The sequence below is a fragment of the Amycolatopsis sp. A1MSW2902 genome (assembly GCF_017312175.1).
In the GTDB taxonomy this organism is placed as follows: domain Bacteria; phylum Actinomycetota; class Actinomycetes; order Mycobacteriales; family Pseudonocardiaceae; genus Amycolatopsis; species Amycolatopsis nivea.
This window is the reverse complement of record NZ_QJPO01000001.1, coordinates 5762697-5779528: the sequence shown is the minus strand read 5'-3', so window position 1 is coordinate 5779528 and position 16832 is coordinate 5762697. Positions and strand designations below refer to the sequence as shown.

16 protein-coding genes are annotated in these 16832 nt (G+C 69.2%); 4 read left to right on the top strand and 12 right to left on the bottom strand.

Features of this window, described 5'->3' with window-relative positions; genetic code table 11:
• The first annotated feature begins 4 nt into the window (after positions 1-4).
• From DMP23_RS26460 to DMP23_RS26450, 3 genes are read left to right on the top strand one after another with little or no spacing between them, the layout of a single operon-like run.
• Positions 5-808, top strand: a complete 804-nt coding sequence (locus DMP23_RS26460) for an ABC transporter permease (RefSeq protein ID WP_043839323.1) — start codon at positions 5-7, stop codon at positions 806-808.
• A 17-nt stretch (positions 809-825) separates the two neighbouring features.
• Positions 826-1029 carry an MbtH family protein gene (locus DMP23_RS26455; protein WP_037812019.1) on the top strand — a complete coding sequence of 68 codons (204 nt, stop codon included), beginning with the start codon at positions 826-828 and terminating at the stop codon, positions 1027-1029.
• Between the two features lies 1 nt (position 1030).
• The gene (locus tag DMP23_RS26450; protein ID WP_037812017.1) at positions 1031-1987 is read left to right on the top strand and encodes a daunorubicin resistance protein DrrA family ABC transporter ATP-binding protein; all 957 of its coding nucleotides are present in this window, start codon (positions 1031-1033) and stop codon (positions 1985-1987) included.
• A 10-nt stretch (positions 1988-1997) separates the two neighbouring features.
• On the opposite strand, the gene DMP23_RS26445 is transcribed toward DMP23_RS26450, so the two are convergent.
• The 12 genes from DMP23_RS26445 to DMP23_RS26390 all read right to left on the bottom strand — a co-directional run bounded on the left by DMP23_RS26445 (position 1998) and on the right by DMP23_RS26390 (position 15231).
• Entirely contained in the window at positions 1998-3284 is a 1287-nt protein-coding gene (locus DMP23_RS26445) for an MMPL family transporter (protein ID WP_158714472.1), read from the bottom strand.
• A gap of 119 nt (positions 3285-3403) precedes the next feature.
• The gene (sbnA, locus tag DMP23_RS26440; protein WP_337822853.1) at positions 3404-4381 is read right to left on the bottom strand and encodes a 2,3-diaminopropionate biosynthesis protein SbnA; all 978 of its coding nucleotides are present in this window, start codon (positions 4379-4381) and stop codon (positions 3404-3406) included.
• Positions 4381-5418, bottom strand: a complete 1038-nt coding sequence (gene sbnB, locus DMP23_RS26435) for a 2,3-diaminopropionate biosynthesis protein SbnB (RefSeq protein WP_337822852.1) — start codon at positions 5416-5418, stop codon at positions 4381-4383. Before sbnB ends, sbnA begins: the two co-directional genes overlap by 1 nt.
• A 106-nt stretch (positions 5419-5524) precedes the next feature.
• A complete protein-coding gene (locus DMP23_RS26430) occupies positions 5525-6895 on the bottom strand; it encodes an ATP-grasp domain-containing protein (protein WP_337822851.1) in 1371 nt (456 codons plus the stop codon).
• A 69-nt stretch (positions 6896-6964) separates the two neighbouring features.
• Entirely contained in the window at positions 6965-7699 is a 735-nt protein-coding gene (fabG, locus tag DMP23_RS26425) for a 3-oxoacyl-[acyl-carrier-protein] reductase (RefSeq protein ID WP_134663250.1), read from the bottom strand.
• A complete protein-coding gene (locus DMP23_RS26420) occupies positions 7696-8772 on the bottom strand; it encodes a beta-ketoacyl synthase N-terminal-like domain-containing protein (protein ID WP_337822850.1) in 1077 nt (358 codons plus the stop codon). Before DMP23_RS26420 ends, fabG begins: the two co-directional genes overlap by 4 nt.
• Positions 8769-10022, bottom strand: a complete 1254-nt coding sequence (locus DMP23_RS26415; RefSeq protein WP_337822849.1) for a beta-ketoacyl-[acyl-carrier-protein] synthase family protein — start codon at positions 10020-10022, stop codon at positions 8769-8771. The genes DMP23_RS26420 and DMP23_RS26415 overlap by 4 nt, the downstream gene beginning before the upstream one ends.
• Positions 10023-10027: 5 nt before the next feature.
• Positions 10028-10279 carry an acyl carrier protein gene (locus tag DMP23_RS26410; protein WP_037812007.1) on the bottom strand — a complete coding sequence of 84 codons (252 nt, stop codon included), beginning with the start codon at positions 10277-10279 and terminating at the stop codon, positions 10028-10030.
• Positions 10280-10452: 173 nt separating this feature from the next.
• Complete coding sequence (locus DMP23_RS26405) at positions 10453-11133, bottom strand: AfsR/SARP family transcriptional regulator (protein WP_235147136.1); 681 nt, start codon at positions 11131-11133, stop codon at positions 10453-10455.
• A gap of 1373 nt (positions 11134-12506) precedes the next feature.
• Positions 12507-13430 carry a formylglycine-generating enzyme family protein gene (locus tag DMP23_RS26400; protein WP_443111288.1) on the bottom strand — a complete coding sequence of 308 codons (924 nt, stop codon included), beginning with the start codon at positions 13428-13430 and terminating at the stop codon, positions 12507-12509.
• Positions 13415-14233, bottom strand: a complete 819-nt coding sequence (locus DMP23_RS26395; RefSeq protein ID WP_337822847.1) for a PfkB family carbohydrate kinase — start codon at positions 14231-14233, stop codon at positions 13415-13417. The genes DMP23_RS26400 and DMP23_RS26395 overlap by 16 nt, the downstream gene beginning before the upstream one ends.
• A complete protein-coding gene (locus tag DMP23_RS26390; RefSeq protein WP_337822846.1) occupies positions 14230-15231 on the bottom strand; it encodes a nucleoside hydrolase in 1002 nt (333 codons plus the stop codon). Before DMP23_RS26390 ends, DMP23_RS26395 begins: the two co-directional genes overlap by 4 nt.
• A gap of 58 nt (positions 15232-15289) precedes the next feature.
• On the opposite strand from DMP23_RS26390, the gene DMP23_RS26385 reads away from it, so the two are divergent.
• Positions 15290-16813 (top strand): sulfatase family protein, encoded by a 1524-nt coding sequence (locus DMP23_RS26385; RefSeq protein WP_337822845.1) that lies wholly within the window; start codon positions 15290-15292, stop codon positions 16811-16813.
• The last annotated feature ends 19 nt before the right edge of the window (positions 16814-16832 follow it).

Here is a 16832-nt window from a genome sequence, read left to right as displayed (position 1 = left end):
CACAATGACCACCCCAGCGAACACTCCGCGGGCAGCGGCGCTCGTCGAGACATTCGCGCTGGCGGGTCGCCGGTTGACCCACCTGCGCAAGGTGCCGGGCAGGCTCCTCGCGATCACGCTGAATTCGCTGATCACCATGCTGGCCATCGGCTACGTCTTCAAAGGCGCGGTGAGCGTCGAAGGCGGCGGCAGCTATCCGGAGTTCCTCTTCCCGGCCGCGCTCATGCAGGTGGGCCTCGCCGGCGTCGCACCGACCGCGATCGCGGTGGCGATGGACCTCAAAGGCGGCCTGACCGACCGGTTCCGCTCGCTGCCGATTTCCCGTCCCGCCGTGCTGTTCGGCCACACCATCGGCGACGCGCTGGTCGGCTTCGTCGCGCTGGCGATCGTCGCCGGGATCGGACTGGCGGTCGGCGGCCGCGTGCACGCCGGGTTCCCCGCGCTGCTCGCCGGATTGGCTGTGCTCGCGCTGTTCCTCTACGTGATGATCTGGGTCGGCGTGCTGCTCGGGCTGACCATGGGCAATCCCGAATCCATCGACGGCGTCGGCGCGGTGCTGACCCTCGGGCTTTCCTTTCTCTCCAACGCGTTCATGGCGGTCAGCCAGCTGCCGTCGTGGGTCCGGCCGATCGCCGAATGGAATCCGGTCAGCTCCGTCACCACGCTGTGCCGCCAGCTGTGGGGCGTGCCGGTGCCCGCGGACAGTTCGTTCCCCGCCCAGCATCCCGGGGTCGTCGTCGCGGTGACGCTGGTCGTCCTCTTCGCCGCGGCGACCCTGCTGAGCTTCCGCCGTTACCGCCTCGCCTAACCGATCCGGAGTATGCAATGACAAACCCGTTCGACGACCAGAACGGCGCTTTCCTCGTCCTGGTCAACGACGCCCGGCAGTACAGTCTCTGGCCCTCCTTCGCGGAAGTCCCGCCCGGCTGGCGGGTTTCGCTCGGGGAGAGCAGCCGCGAAGAAGCCCTCGCGCACATTTCGGGCCACTGGACCGATCTGTCGCCCGAGAACATCCGGGAAGCAGGCTGACATGACACCGCACGGAGAACTCGCGATCGAAGCCGAAGGGCTCCGCAAACGCTACGGCGACCACGAAGCGCTCGCCGGCGTCGACCTCGCCGTCCCGCCCGGCACGGTGCTGGGCTTGCTCGGTCCCAACGGCGCGGGCAAAACCACCACCGTCCGGATGCTCGCGACCCTGCTCCCGCCGGACGGCGGCCGCGCGCTGGTCGCCGGGCACGACATCGTGCGGGAACGCAAACAGGTCCAGCGGCACATCGCCCTCGCGGGCCAGTACGCCGCCGTGGACGAACTGCTGACCGGCCGACAGAACCTGGTGCTGCTGGGCCGTCTTCTGCACCTCGGCCGCCGCGGAGCGCGCGCCCGCGCGGGAGAACTGCTGGAGCGGTTCAACCTCGCCGAGGCAGCCGACCGCGCGGTCGGGACCTACTCCGGCGGGATGCGCCGCCGTCTGGACCTCGCGACCTGTCTCGTGGCGCGTCCGTCGGTGCTCTTCCTGGACGAACCGACCACGGGCCTCGACCCGGCGAGCCGGATGGGCTTGTGGACGATGGTCCGCGAGCTGGTCAGCGAAGGCGTCACGGTCCTGCTCACCACGCAGTACCTCGAGGAAGCCGACTACCTCGCCGACCGGATCGTGGTCATCGACAAGGGCCGGAGCGTCGCGGAAGGAACCGCGGACGAGCTCAAGCGCAAGGTCGGCCGGGAACGGCTGGAAGTCGCTGTCGCCCACCCCGAAGGTCTCGCGGACGCGGTGGCGGCGCTGACGCCGGTCGCGGTGGGCGTCCCGGTCGTGGACGAACGCCGGTGCAGCATCTCGCTCGAACTGCTCGACGAGAGCGGCGGGATCGCCGCGGCGGCGAACGCGTTGCACGAACGCGGCGTCGCGCTGGCGGACTTCGCGCTCCGCAGGCCGACCCTCGACGAAGCCTTCCTCGACCTCACCGGGCACCCGACCACGGGGTGATTCCCCCGGTTCACTTTCGCGCAGCCCCCGGCCCGGTCCGCCGCCACCAGCGGACCGGGCCGGCTAGCGAGAGCAGCAAGGGCAGCAGTACCAGCCGGATCACCAGCACGTCGATCGCCAGCGCCGCCGCGGCCGCCCAGCCGAACTCGCTCAGCTCGCCGCTGCCGGCGATCCCGAGCGCGCTGAAGACCCCGATCGACACCACGCTGGCACTGGAGATCGCCACGGTGCCGCGGCGCAGACCCTCCGCGAGCACGTGCTGCGGCGACATCCCGGTCAGCGCCTCGACTCGGAAGTGGTGCAGCAGGCAGACATGCATGTCGGTCGTGGGCGCGGCGAGCACCGCTACGAGCGCCACCGGCAGCCAGGTCGGGGTCGGCGGGTTCATGCAGGTGAGCATGGTCAGCGCGAAAAGCGCGGACAGTACTGAAAGCACCGCGGTCGTCAGCGCGACCACGAACGGCCGGAAAGCCGTGATCACCGCCAACGACGTCAGCCCGATCAGCAACGCCAACGGCAACGGCGGCAACGTCGGCGATTCGAGGTAGCGGTAGACGACGTAGCCGAGCGCCGCGGCAGTGCAGGCCAGCGCGCCGATGAGTCCCGCTGCGGTGCGGTAACGCCAGCTCGCGGGCAGGCGGGCGACGAACCGGGGCAGCCAGTGCCACTGGAACGATCTCTTCACCGGAAGCGCGATCCGGGTCAGCAGCACCGGAAGCAAGGTCAGCGCCGCGGCGGCTTCCACCAGGATGACCAGGACCACGGCCGCCGCCAACCGCATGACCTGCGGCTCGCCGGTCAGATACAGCCCGGTCATCGCGGAAAGCATCGCGAGCCCGGTGACGAGCGCGGTCCGTCCGGCGGTCGAGGCGACGATCTGCGCGGTGTCGGACGCGTCGTGTTTGCCCGGCGGCATCTCCTGCTGCCTGCGGACCGCGAACAGCAGATGGTTGGCGGCGCTCGTGATTCCGGGCAGGAGAACGAGGTTCCAGCTGCCGAACGAACCCGTCCCCTCGGCGACCGCCGTCAGCACGCCGAGCGCGCCTGCCCCGACGGTCGCGAGATAGCCGAACGCGATCGCGGCCAGCCGCGGCGAACCCAGCACCAGCACCAGCAGCAGCGCGGTGAGCAGGCAGCCGACCCCGAGGACGGAACCGGCGGGCGCCGCCGAGCTGCCGGCCGGGGCGGCGAGGTCTTCGCTCGCCGCCCCGACCAGGAACAGCAGCCACGCGCACAGCACCGGGCCGGGGTGTCCGGCACACCAGCGCGCGAGACGGAGCAGAGGTAGCGTTCGCAATGCCGAACTCCTTGGGCCGCTTCAGGCCTCCCGCCGCGCAGGCGGCAAGCCGGACGGTCTAAGGATGGCTCCTCGTGATCGCGCGCACACTGGGCGTGGCACCTCGATTTCGAGTGGTACTAGCTCCCGAGCGCGGCGGGCGGGGCGAGCGCCGCGTCTCCGTAGAGGTCGGCCACCCACTGGTCGTGGTAGACCGTGTCCAGGTAGCGGTCGCCGAGATCGGGGGAGACCGCCACCGCGGTGAGGTTTTCGCCGTGCTCGTGCCGGTCGAGCCAGTGCAGCGCCCCGGCGACGACGGTGCCGGTCGAGCCGCCGAACAGGAACCCGGCCCGGACGAGCCTGCGGCACATCCGCACGGTCGCGAGTTCCGGCACGTGCACCACATCGTCCACATAGGACTCGTCGAGCAGCGCGGGCCGGACGCCGGTGCCGAGACCGGGGATCATCCGCGGGGCGGCCGGGGTTCCGAAGGTCACCGAACCCACGGTGTCGATGGCCACCACGCGCATTCCGGGACAGTGTTCGCGCAGGTAGCGCGCGCACCCCATCAGCGTGCCGGTCGTGCCCGCTCCGATGAACGCCACGTCGGCGCCGGGGAACGAGTTCGCGATCTGCGGTCCGGTGGTGCGGTAGTGCGCCTGCCAGTTCCCCGCGTTCGCGTACTGGTTGAGCCACACCCGGTCGTCGCCCTCGGCGCACAACCGCCGCACGTGCGCGATCCGCGCGCCGAGCAACCCGTCTTTCGGATGCGGTTCGGTGATCACGTGCACCTCGGCGCCAAGCGTTTGCATCAGCTGCCGGGCGCCGAGGGTGCAGCGGGAATCGGTGACGCAGACGAACCGGTAACCCCGGCTGGTGGCGACGAGGCTCAGCGCCACCCCGAGGTTGCCCGACGAACTCTCCACGAGGGTCGCGCCGGGCCTCAGCGTGCCGTCCAGTTCGGCGGCGTCGACCATCTCTTTCGCTGCTTTGATCTTGATCGAACCAGCGAAGTTGAAGCCCTCGCACTTGAGGTAGAGCGATCGCCCTGTACACCCGCTCAGGTCGACGAACAGGTCGTCGACGTTGAACTCGTGCGGACTGGTGATGATCGGCATCAGCGCCGGCCGTAGCGGTCGAGTTCGAAGAAGAAGTCGCCGACCTCGTGCAGTTCGCCGCGGCGGCGCAGTTCGTCCAGGACGTGCTTGCCGACCGCGAGGTCCAGCACGCCGAGACCGAACGGCGAGAACACCAGCGGCCGGTCGGCGTCCAGGGCGAGTGCCCCGGTCATCACGTCGAACAGGGTGCCGTCGAGGAAGTCGCGGCCGCCGGTGGCCTGTTCGGCCAGGTGCACCGAGGTGTTGGCCTTGAGGCAGTGCTCGACGTCGTCGACCACGTTGGCCGAAGCCAAGATGACCTCGGTGGACAGGTCGCGCAGGGAAACGTTCAGCACGAGCGGGTTGTGGCCGAACCAGGCCGGATCGTGCACGTGCGGTTCCGCGGCCACGGTGGCGAACACGATCAGGTCGCTGCCGCGGATCAGCTCCTCGGCGCTCTCGCGCACCGAGATCCCGCTCGCGCCGGTGCCCTCCAGGTAGCCCCGGAAGCCGGCGGCGTGCTCGGCGGAGAGGTCGAACACCGCGGTCTCGTCGAAGTCCCAGCCGGTGCCGAGCAGGAACCGGTGCACGTAACGCGCGATGAGCCCGGTGCCGACGAACCCGAGCCGCCGCGGCCGTTCGCCCCGGCGGCTGAGCCAGTCGGCCGCCAGCGCCGCCGACGCCGCGGTCCGGCTCGCGCTGATGATCGAGCTTTCCATGCAGGCCAGCGGGTACCCGGTCGCCTGGTCGTTGAGGATCAGCACGGCCGAGGCGCGCGGCAGCCCGGTGCGGACGTTCTCCGGGAAACTGGAGATCCACTTCACCCCGTCCACCGCGACCTCCCCGCCGACCGAGGCGGGCAGCGCGATGATGCGCGCGGACGGCCGGTCCGGGAACCGGAGGAAGTAGGAGGGCGGGTTGACGGTCGCCTGCTGCCCGTGCAGCCGGTAAGCTGCCTCGATCAGTTCGGCCAGCTGCTTCTCGGCGCCGTCGAGCACCTGGTGCACCTGTGCTCCGGACACGACGGCGAACTCCGGAACGGTAGCGGTTTCGGTCACAGAACTTCCTTATTCTTCGGCTGGGCGGAAACTGGGGCTAGTCCGGGCAGTCGCCGGGGTTCCCCGCGCGGACCTGCGGCCACGCCCCGGGTTCCCGGCATGGGGATCAGTCCTGCTGCAGGACGGCCAGCGCGCGTTCGACCCGCGCGTCGATCCGGTCGACCTCGGCGACCGAATCCCCGATGAGCACGCCGTAGAGGCGGCCGGCGAACGGCGCCCCGTCCGCGGTCTGCGCGCCGGCGTTGACGGTGGCGAAGTTGTTCACCAGCAGGCCGCTGCCCGCACCGTCGAAAAGCAGCTCGCCGAGCACGTCGCGGACCCGGTCGAAGCCGACGCTGGCGCCGAGCCGCAGCGAGTAGTGCCGGGCCATCGCGGTCTCGCCCGCGGTGACGAAGCGTTCCTGGATCGGCACCTGATAGGTGGACATGTTGTTGCGGGCGTTGATTTCCAGCACCGGGAAGATGCCGCCGTCCGGTTCGACGATCGCGTCCACTCCCACGACGCCGTAGTAGCCGTCGGCGGCGAGCTGCCCGCCGAGCGCCTGCGCCGCGGACCGGATGGTCTCCAGCTGCGCCTCGTCCAGCCGCGGCGGGATTCGGTGTCCTTTGTGGACGCCGTGCTCGGTGATCAGCTCCTTGACGAAGTCGAAGTGCACCGACCCGTCGCGGCTCACGGTGAACTGGTAGTTGAGGTCGGCGCGCTTGTCGACCCACTCCTCGATGACGAACGCGATCCGGTCCCGGCCGTTGCGGCGGGCGGTCGCGGAGATCATCCGGCGCAACCGGTCGAGCCGGCGTTCGTCGGAGACCACCGAGATTCCCTTGCCGGAAACCCCGAACGCCTCCTTGACGACGACCTTCCGCCCGGTGGCGAGCACGGCCCCCGCCGCGGTGACGGCCTCGTCGAGCAGATCGAGCGTGTCGCAGGCCCAGCCGTTCGGCTGCCGCAACCCGAGCTTCGTCGCGACGCGGCGGCTATAGATCTTGCTGTTCACCGCCTTGCATCGAGCCGCGTCCGGAGCGGCCAGCGGCAACCCCGTCGCAGCGGACAGTTCTTCCTCCACCGCGGAGACACCGTGCGCGAGCAGATGCGCTTCGTCGGTGCGCAACGCGGAAAGCGCGGCGATCAGCCACGGATCGTGCAGGGCGTCCTGGCTGACTGTGCGCGCCGGATCCGGGTCCGCGATCACGTGGATCTGCGGCAGGTCGAGACCGAGCCCTTCCAGATAACTGCGGTAACCGGGGTCCGGCGCGTGCTTGAGCACCACGTGGTCCCGCTTCCCGCCCAGCAGCAACGCGAACTCGTCCATGCTGTTGACGACCGCCATGCCGCCCGGGGCGGACACCCGGGGCAGCCCCTGTTCGTCGACCGCCCACTGCTCTTCGACCTCGAAGTTGCCGACGAACACCAGCGGGCGGTCGGCCGTGCCCAGAACCGCGGTCTTGAGCCGCGGGATGAAACCGTTGTCGGCGCTCATGACGTCCTTTCGCCAGCGCACGGATAGGACGCGGCACGCGCTGCCAGCGCTGCCGCGGGGAGAGAGCAGCTAGACGACGAAGCCGCCGTCGACCTCGAAGACGCTGCCGGTGATGTAGGAAGCGCGGTCGGAAACCAGGAACGACACCAGGTCCGCGACTTCTTCGGGCGTGCCGAACCGGCGCAGCGGGACGGCCCGCAGCATCTTCTCGCGGGTCGCTTCGCTGAGTTTGCCGAGCATGTCGGTCTCGATCAGGCCCGGCGCGACGGAGTTGACCCGCACCCCGTACCGGCCGACTTCCTTGGCCAGCGCCTTGGTGAAGCCGAGCACGCCGCTCTTGGCCGCCGAGTAGTTGGTCTGCGTCGGGTTGCCGTGCACGCCGGACACCGAGGAAAGCGTCACGACGCTTCCGGCGCGGCGTTTGATCATCCGGAACACGGCGGGACGGCACGCGTGGAAAACACCGTCGAGGTTCGTGCGCAGGACACTCGACCAGTCCGGTTCGGACATCAGCGCGAGCGAACCGTCCCGGGTGATCCCGGCCGAGGTGACCAGCGCGTCCGGCGCGCCGAACTCGTCGGCCGTGCGCTCCACCCACGCCGTGACCGCCTCGCCGTCAGCGACGTCGACCTGGCTCGCTTCGACGCGCACGCCCAGGTCAAGGACTTCCTTGACGAGAACGTCGGCCGCGGTTTGGTTGCTGTGATAGCAGAACGCGACGTCGAACCCGTCCTGCGCTAGGCGGAGCACGACCGCCCGGCCGATCCCGCGGGAACCGCCGGTCACGAGTGCGGTTCGGCTCATCGCGCACCGCCGAGCTGCAGCAGCGCGCAGGCCACCGAACCGTCGTCATCGCAAGCGGTGACGACGATGTGGTCCTGTTCGCCGTAGTCTGCTCCGTCGGCGATGCTGAGCACCGACGCCAAGCCGAACAACGCGGTCGCCGCGGAGGTGTCGCCGATGAGATCCACCGGCGGCACGCGATCGGTCACTTCGTCGCCGAACAACTGCCGCAGCGTCGCGTCCTCGGGACGGTCCGCCCCCGCGGGAAAGCCGCTGCCGACGGCCGCCCACACGCGGTCCGCGTTGACGCCAGACCGGTTCAACAGCGAGGTCACGGTGGCGTGCAAGGTTCCGGCGAGGTCACCGTCGAGGCAGATCCGCGAGTCGATCCCGGTCAGCATCGCCAGCACGCTGCGTGGGTCGGCCGAGTCCGCCGGTTCGAGCAGGAACATCGCACAGCCTTCGCCGAGCGTCGCCGCCCCGCCGCGCCGGTGGTGCTCGAGCCAGGACCGCGCGTCGGAATGCTCCTCGGCCGCACCGCACAACACCTGAGCCGCACGTTCGGTCATCAGCAGCCGGCGAGCGTAGTTCAACGCCTGCAATCCGGTGGTGCGCCCGGCGGCGATCGTCGCGTTGGGTCCCTTGAGCCCGTGCCAGATCGCGGCCTGCCCGGCCGCGCAGTTCATCACGGTGCCGGGAACCGCGGCGGGTTCGACGTGGTCCGGCTGCTCGCCGGTGATCGACGCGCGGGTCAGGTCCATCATGCTCTGCGCACTGCCGGTCGTGGTGCCGAGCACGAAACCGATGTGCTCGCGGTCGCCGTCCGGAGCCAGCTCCATGTCGGCGAGCAGCTGCTGCGCGGCCGCGACGGTCAGTCCGCTGACCCGGTTCATCGCCCGGGTCTTCTTGCGCCCGAACATCTCGCGCACGTCGAAACTGGGCACGACGGCCGCGGGATCACCCGGTCCGCCGGCTTCGAGGGCGGGCTCGCGCCGGGAGCGAACGCCGTCGGCGAACGCTTCCCGGCCGTAGCCGAAGGGGGAAATGGCGGTCCAGGCCGAGATGACCGGACGGCGCCGAGCCGGTGCGGTCACCGTACGGCCTCCTCTCGGGGTTGCCGCTCGTACCGGCCGAGCAGGACCACGGCGTTGTTGCCGCCGAAGGCCCAGCCGTTGTTCTGCACGATGTCGAGGTCGGCGTCGACGGATTCGTTGGGCACGCAGTCCACCGGGCAGTCCGGGTCGGTGTCGCGGTGGTTGATGGTGGGCGGGATGAACTGCTCGGTGAGCGCGATCGAACAGCCGATCGCGGCCAGCGCGCTCGCCGCGCCCATCGAGTGCCCCAGCATCGATTTCATCGACACGGTGCGCGGCGGCTTCGGCCCGAACAGGTCGCGGATCGCCGCGGATTCGGTCATGTCGTTGGCTTTGGTCCCGGTCCCGTGCGCGGAGATCAGGTCGATCTCGGCGGGTTTGACCCCGGCGTCGGCCAGCGCGAGCTCCATGCAGCGGGCGATCCCGGCCTGATGCGGCGCCACCGGATGGTGCGCGTCGCAGGACATGCCGTACCCCAGCACCTCCGCGTAGATCCGCGCCCCGCGGGCGAGCGCGGAGTCGAGGCTCTCCAGCAGAAGAATGCCCGCGCCCTCGCCGGTGAGGATGCCCATCCGGTTGCGGTCGAACGGACGGCAGCAGTCCGGCGCGATGCTGCGCAACCGGTAGAACGAGGTGAACGTCTTGCGGCACAGCGCATCCGCGCCGCCACAGAGAGCGAACTCGGCATCCCCGCACCGGATCGCGTCGAGCGAGTTGCCGATGGCGTAGTTCCCCGCCGAACACGCCGTCGCGATGGTCCCGGTCTCGACGTCGGTCAGTTCCAGCTCACGCGCGATCGACGTGGCCAGCCGACCCGCGGAAGTCCGGCGCACCAGCTTCGGGTCAAGCCCGGCCAGCCCGGCGGAGAGTTCCTGCGCCACCAGACCGTCGAGTTCGTGCGCCTCGCCGTCGGTGCTGCCCACCGAGACGAGCGTGCGCGCGGCGCGCAGGGTTTCCAGCGGCAGCCCCGAATCCTCGACGGCGAGGCGGGCAGACGCGGTGGAAAACCGGCTCGCCCGGCCGAGATCGGCGGGGTCGAGCGTGCGGATCCACCGGGCAGGCTCGAAGTCGGCGACCTCGCAGCCGTTGTCGTGGGCGAACCCGGTGGTGTCGAACACCGAGATCGGCCGGACGTTGCTGCGCCCGGCGCGCAGGGCGGAGGTGAACTCCCGGACCCCGATCCCGATGCTCGACACGACACCGCATCCGGTGATGACCACCCGGCGTCCGATACTGGTCGGCTGCGACATGTCGGCTACCAGCTCGCGGATTCCGAGACGACCTCGTACACCGCGCGCAGGTTGGTCATCCGGGCGAACTGCGCCTGGTCGATCGTGACGCCGAACTTCTTCTCCAGCGCGGCCAGCACGTCCATTAGCGACAGCGAATCCGCCTCGTGGTCGTCGGCGAAATCGCTGGTTTCGGTGAGCTCCGCGTCGTCGAGCTCGAGATGCGTGCAGACGATCTCGCGGATCTGCTGCATGCGTTCGGAGACGGCTGTCGTCATGGGGGTCACTCCCGATCGTCAGGGACCGTTACAAGGGATTCGGCCCCGAAAACTAGCGGCGAGCGGTGACACCCTTCTGACAGCGCCCTGACGCGAAGTCCCCCGTAGGCGCGGTGTCAGCAGGCGGTCATCGGGGACTGCCATGCTGACCCGGTGGAAGCGAAAACGACGGTTCAGTCGAGAACCTGGTCCTGCATCAGGATGGACTGGTACAGCCGGCGCAGCCCCGGCCCGGGCTCCAGTCCGAGTTCGGCGCCCAGCCACTTCCGGGTGCTGTGGAAGACCGAGACCGCCTCGCCCTGCCTGCCGTCGCGGTAAAGCGAGATCATCAGGTACTCGCTGAGCCGCTCGCGCGCCGGGTTCTCCGCGACGAGTTGTTTCAGGTCGTGGGAAAGCCCATGATGCTCGCCGACCTGAAGCCGCGCGGAGATCAGGTCCTCCTGCACGGTGAGCCGCCGCTCGTTCAGTTGCTCGGCAGCCAACCGGCAGCGAGTGCAATCGGCCACGTCGAGCAACGCCGGCCCCCGCCAGAGCCGCAACGCTTGCTCGAAGACCGTGATGGCTCCCCGCGGATCCTGCCCGAGCAACGCGGCCCCACGCTGTGCCAAGGCAGAAAACCGATGCGCGTCGACGGCCTCGGCAGGCACGGTCATCAGGTACCCGCTGCTGACCGTCCGGACCACCTCCCGCTCGCCGGTCACGGTGAACACGAGCTTCCGCAACCGCGCGATGTTGGCCTGCAACGCATTGCGCACGTTGGAGACCGGTTTGTCGGCCCACAGTTCGTCCGCGAGCGTGTCCAGGGACAACGGAACCCCCGGCGACAAGGCCAGCAACGCCAGCACAGTCCGCACCTTTCGCGACGCGACTCCGTGTCTGCGGCCGGCTTGCCTGAGCGTGACCGAACCCAATAGCTCAATTTCCATATCTACCCCTGAGAAAAATAGCCCGCCTCAAGTGACCCCACGCACCGAGCTGTCGGCCGAGCCGAGCATGTCAGACATTGAAAAGTCGGTCTACCTCCGATTGGGGTAATGCGTTTGCGTCATGTTCGCAGTTTCCCGCGCCGAATGGGATGGACCCTCGCGATTTACCGGGCAGGGCCTCCCGATGGTAGTGCTAGCACCAGTAGGGGCAGTGGTGTTGCCTCCACCAGGGGCCTCTCGGCGGCGAATACCTTGCCGTACTCGCCGGTACGGTGTTGAATCAATTAACGCGGCCGAGGCGGAGCGACATTTTTCGACATGGGGTGAGTGCAATTTGCAGTTCTGGGCACAATTTCTGCCCGATGCTGCCGGGTCGTCGAATGGTTATCTATTATCGGGCTGGCGACGCAGAGTGTTTCCGTTGTTCCCGAGAGTTGTCCGGGTGTCGGCATTTTGCGAGCTTGCGTACTCGTAGCGGAGCTTCGCGCGTCGAAATGTCCTGAGAGGGCGGGCTGCCGCTGACCGAAGCAAGGACGCTCGCGCGGCCCGATCCCGGTGCCGTTTGCGGATAGGGGAGCCGGGTGAGGGCTCGCTCGACCGGCGTCCGGGCCCGCGCCGGACATGATCGACAGCCGGGCTGCTCGTGAACAGAGCACTGCGCCTAGCAGCGCCTCGCGCAGCGCCCGGCGGGTCTTGCTGCCTGACCGTGACTTTCGGAGGCTGCGACCCGATCGTCTGCGGGACGGCGCGTTCTGCACTTGGTTGCTGGCAAGGCACGGGCGCTGACGTCGGCTGAGTCGGGAGCCCGGCACTGGGCGAACCGATGGGCATGGCAGGCTCGCCGACGTCGTCGGGAGACGCCGGTCGCGTCCGGCCGCCTCGTCTGGTTACGGTCGCCATACCGCTGGCTGTGCCGCGAAACCGGTCGATGGACCGTGTTGAGACCGAGAGCGCGCATTTCCCGCCGAGCGCGCTTCACCAGTCGGTGGCTGAAATCCGGGGTCCCGGCCTGGATGCCCTCGTCGAACTGCAGTTCGGTTCTGCCGCGAGCTCCGGCGGCAGGACCCAAAGCCCAACGTCGCTGCCGCGGGACGGATGGGGATACCCCCACATGAATGACGCCAGTCCAGGTTCCTGCGCCTATACCCCGTCTGCAACTGTCGGCAGCGTTCAGCTGAGGGCGCAGACGAGGCCGACCGGAAAGATCAGCCCGCAACCCGAGAAAGCCCTGAGGCCAGCATCAACTGCGTGATCAAACGGATGCCCCGAACGGGCGTCCGGGATGTGTCGGAGTGGCGGCTTTACGTTGCGGCGACGCGAAACCCGACGTTGCCGGAACTGCTGTCGGCCGTGTTGCTGGTGCGGGCGGCGACTCGGTAGCGGTTGCAGTACGAGTCATGGCACAGGTACGAGCCGCCCCGCATCACGTGTGCGTCGGGTTCCGAGTCCGGTGCGCGGAACGTGTCCGCGCACCACTCCCACACATTCCCGGCCGTCTGGTAGAGGCCGAATCCGTTGGGCGGGAACGCTTTGGCCGGTGCGGTGCCGACGAAGCCGTCGTCGCCGGTGTTGTGCTCGGGGAAGCGACCCTGCCAGATATTGCAACGGTGCTTGCCGCGCGGGGTGAGTTCGTCGCCCCACGGGTAGCGGGCTTGGACCAGGCCTCCGCGGGCGGCGTATTCCCACTCGGCTTCGCTGGGCAGCCGGGTGCCGCTCCACGCGCAGTACGCCTGTGCGTCGTTCCAGGACACGTGCACTGCCGGGTGTTCGGGCCGGTCGCCGATGGTCGACCCCGGCCCCTCCGGACGCTTCCAGTACGCCCCGTCCACGGGAAGCCACCATGGCGCGGCGGCGGGTGCCTGCGTGATGGTCTTCTGCACCGTCGGCGGGACGAACAGGTGGAAGACGAAGGACCATCCGTAGCGTTCGGCATCGGTCACGTAGCCGGTGTCTTTGACGAAAGCGGCGAAGCGCCGGTTGGTGACGGTGGTGGCGGCGATGCGCATCGCCGCGACCCGGACTGGGCGCACTGGTCCTTCGCCGTCGGCGGGGTTGGCGTCGGGGTCGTCAGTGCCCATCAGAAATTCGCCGCCGGGAAGCCGGATCATGCCGCGCTGGAGCCGGTTGCGCACTTCCTCATTCGCTGCCGGCACCGGCTGGGCGGAGTGTGCGGCCGGGGTTTCTCGGGCAGCCGCGCAACAGGTGTTGTTCACGAGAACTCCCATCCCTGTGCCCCGTGCCAGGTAGTGGCTTGCGCCCCCGCCGCGACCGCGGCCGCCAGCGCGGGTTGTTCGCTGACCCCAGCGGCGAGCAGACCGGCGAGCGTTCCCGCGAACGCATCGCCGGCACCGGTGGTGTCGACGACGGCCGTCCGCGGCGGTCGTTCGCTGTGCTCGCCCCAGCGGGCTCCGGCCGCACCCAGTGTCACACACACGGACCTGGGCTGAACGCGCAATCGCCGATGCTCGTGCTCGTTGACGATGACCGGATCCGCGAGCTGGAGAAGCCAGTCGGGCAGCGTCTCCGCGGGAGAGGCGTTGAGAACCAGTCGTGCCCCGGCTTCGGCAGCCAGTTCCGCGGCTCGCGCCACTGCGGCCGGAGGGCTCTCCAACTGGAGCAACACGACGGAGGCAGTGCGAATCGACTCGGCAGCCGCGGTCACCCCGTCGGCAGTGAGCGTGTCGTTCGCGCCGGGAATGACGACGATCGAATTCTCCCCGGCGTGGTCGAGCGTGACGTGGGCCCTGCCGGTGACGGACCCGGGCGTGCGCAGGACTGCGGAAGTGTCGACCCCGCGCCGGCGGAGACCGCGCAGGTACCGCCTGCCCTCCGGATCGTCCCCGACGCGGCCGATCATCCGGGCGGTGGCACCAGCGCGCGCGGCGGCAGCTGCCTGGTTGGCTCCTTTGCCGCCGGGCAGAATCCGCAGGCGCCCGCCGAGCACGGTTTCGCCCGGAGCGGGATGTTGAGCGACGGAAACGACGTGATCGATGTTGAGCGATCCGACGACGCTGACGATGCCGTTCACAGCGCGCCTTGCTCGCCCATGAGGGTGGACAGGAACAGGTCGCGGTAGCGGTCGGCGGCCACGTCGATCGCGACCTCGATCCGTGCGGCCGGATCGGCCATCCCGTGAAGTTCCTGCTCGCCCGGCCTCACCCGGCGGTCGACGAGCGTCTGGCCGCGGCTGTGTCCAGGGGCGAGTTCCACCTGGACGGGAAGGAGCGCGGTGCCGAGACCTGCTGGATCAGCGACCGCGCAGACCGCGCCGGCGTCGCCGATTGTGGCGGTGCCAGGCTCAGTGCGGCCCTCGCCGGCGCAGAAACGGAGTTGGTGGCGCAGCAACTGTTCGGCGAGGCGAGCACCGCGATCCTCGTGCGTGGCCAGCTTTTCGCAGTCGGCCGTGCGCACCCCGACGCGGTAGAACACGTCGAGCCCGTACATCGTCACGGGCACCCCGGCGGAGAAGACGATGGCGGCGGCCTCGGGATCGTGCCACGTGTTGAACTCGGCTACCGGCGTCGCGTTGCCTGTCGAGGCGGAGCCGCCCATCACGACAATCCGCTCAAGTCGTTGCAGCGCTTCGGGATAGATCCGAGCCAGCAGGGCGAGGTTGGTCAACGGGGCGAGCGCGATGAGCGTGATCGGTTCGGGCGCGTCGAGGATGGTGTCCCGCAGCAACTCGACGGCATGGCGGGGATCCGGTGCGCGAAGCGGGGCCGGCAGCCCGAGGCCGGCCAAGCCGTCGCTGCCGTGGACGTGGCTCGCGTCGTGCGGTGCGGCGATCAGCGGACGCCGGGCTCCCGCGGCGACGGGTATCGCGGGCGCATCGGCGTGGTCGAGCACGGTGAGCGTGTTCCGGACGACCTGGTCGACGGCGGCATTGCCGGCCACGCAGGTGATCGCCAGCACCCGGAGCCCCGGATGCCGGACAGCGAACAGGAGGGCGAGTGCGTCGTCCACCCCGGTGTCGACGTCGAGGATGACGGGCGAGCGTCCGTTCTGCTTGACAGGTCCCAGCGGCATGACTTCACTATGACAGGGAATAGGAAGGACGTCTAGACGTCTTGCGAAGGGTGGAACGGTGCGACCGGACATAGTGCTCGTGATGGTGGATCAGCTTGCCGCTCGCTGGCTGGAGCGGGCGTTCGAAGGGGTCGTCGCCGTGCCGAATCTGCGCAGGCTGGCCGAGAGCGGGGTCCGGTTCGCCAATGCCTTCACCCCCAACCCGGTCTGCAGCCCCGCGCGGGCGAGCATCGCGACCGGCCTGAGCAGCCAGGGGCACGGTGTCACCGAATGCGGTTACCGCCTCAGTCCTGACGTGCCGACTTTCATGCACGCCCTCCAGGGGGCAGGCTGGCGGACCGGCGCGTTCGGCAAGCTGCATTTCCAGCCGCAGCTGGCGGGCGTGCGCCCCGACTACCGGCCCTACGGCTTCGAGGTCACGCGGATCAGCGAGGACCCGCGTGCCGGGGAGTGGCTGGACTGGGTGCGGCGGGTCCATCCTGAGCACTACCGTGCCGCGCAGGCGACGGTGTGGATGACGATGATCCCGGAGCTGGCCGACTACGGGCCCGAGCACATCGACCTTGCCGAGGAAATCCGCCGCGCCAGGGAGTACTACCCGCAGACGGCGGGCGAGGCGTACCCGCTGCCTTTTCCCGCCGAAGTGTCCCAGACGGCCTGGATCACCGGCCGAGCGTGCGACTTCATCCGCGAAACCCCCGTCGACACGCCGCTGTTCGCGCAGGTCAGCTACGTGCAGCCGCACAACCCTTTCACTCCGCCGCAGGAATACGTGCCGCTGGTCTGCGACGCGTTGATCCCCGAACCGGTCGGGGCGGAATGGCAGGACGACGCGCGCGTCCCGTATTTCGCACAGGAGCGGTATGCCCGGCCGAGTTACGACATCGCGGACTGGAAACGCGACCGGAAGCTGTACTTCGCCGACCTCGCCCACCTCGATCACGAGCTCGGCGTGCTGCTGGACTGCCTGGCCGAGACCGGCAGGCTCGCCCGCACGCACGTTATTTTCACCTCGGATCACGGCGAATTGCTGCACGATCACGGTCTTCTCGGGAAATGGGAGCGCCATTACGACCCGTGCATCCGGGTTCCGCTGATAGTGTGCGGTCCCGGGGTCGAACCGGGCGTCCGCACCGATCTGGTCGACCTGTGCGATCTCGCTCCGACCGTGTTCGACTTGGCCGGACTGCCCCAGCCCGTGCTGCCGAAGCCCGATCTCGGGCGGCCGTACGAACCGGACACCCTGCCCCGGTTCGCCGGACGGTCGCTGTTCGCCTCGTCTTCGGAGTCGGAACCGCGCGACGCGGTTTACGTCCAGAGCAACAACAACCACTGGTCGGCGACACCGGGAAACTGGGCACGGACGTTGCGCACCGCGCGCTATCGCTACACGAGCTTTCTGGCCGGCGGCGGCGAGCAGCTGTTCGATCTGGAACGCGATCCCGACGAACAGCACAACCTTGCCGGCAAGCCGGAATCCGAGTGGATCCAGCGGGATCTGCGTGATCGGTTGTTCGAACGGATTGCGCTGGAGGGCTATCCGAACAGTCCGCGCGGGCTGTTCGGGATCGGGACATGGTGAGCCGGTGCGGGCCGGTGGG

Bases quoted from the DNA above. Each gene is read 5' to 3' on its own strand.
- DMP23_RS26460 (WP_043839323.1), top strand. From the start codon at position 5: ATGACCACCCCAGCGAACACTCCGCGGGCAGCGGCGCTCGTCGAGACA.
- DMP23_RS26455 (WP_037812019.1), top strand. From the start codon at position 826: ATGACAAACCCGTTCGACGACCAGAACGGCGCTTTCCTCGTCCTGGTC.
- DMP23_RS26450 (WP_037812017.1), top strand. From the start codon at position 1,031: ATGACACCGCACGGAGAACTCGCGATCGAAGCCGAAGGGCTCCGCAAA.
- sbnA (WP_337822853.1), bottom strand. From the start codon at position 4,381: ATGCCGATCATCACCAGTCCGCACGAGTTCAACGTCGACGACCTGTTC.
- DMP23_RS26430 (WP_337822851.1), bottom strand. From the start codon at position 6,895: ATGAGCGCCGACAACGGTTTCATCCCGCGGCTCAAGACCGCGGTTCTG.
- fabG (WP_134663250.1), bottom strand. From the start codon at position 7,699: ATGAGCCGAACCGCACTCGTGACCGGCGGTTCCCGCGGGATCGGCCGG.
- DMP23_RS26415 (WP_337822849.1), bottom strand. From the start codon at position 10,022: ATGTCGCAGCCGACCAGTATCGGACGCCGGGTGGTCATCACCGGATGC.
- DMP23_RS26410 (WP_037812007.1), bottom strand. From the start codon at position 10,279: ATGACGACAGCCGTCTCCGAACGCATGCAGCAGATCCGCGAGATCGTC.
- DMP23_RS26400 (WP_443111288.1), bottom strand. From the start codon at position 13,430: ATGGGAGTTCTCGTGAACAACACCTGTTGCGCGGCTGCCCGAGAAACC.
- DMP23_RS26390 (WP_337822846.1), bottom strand. From the start codon at position 15,231: ATGCCGCTGGGACCTGTCAAGCAGAACGGACGCTCGCCCGTCATCCTC.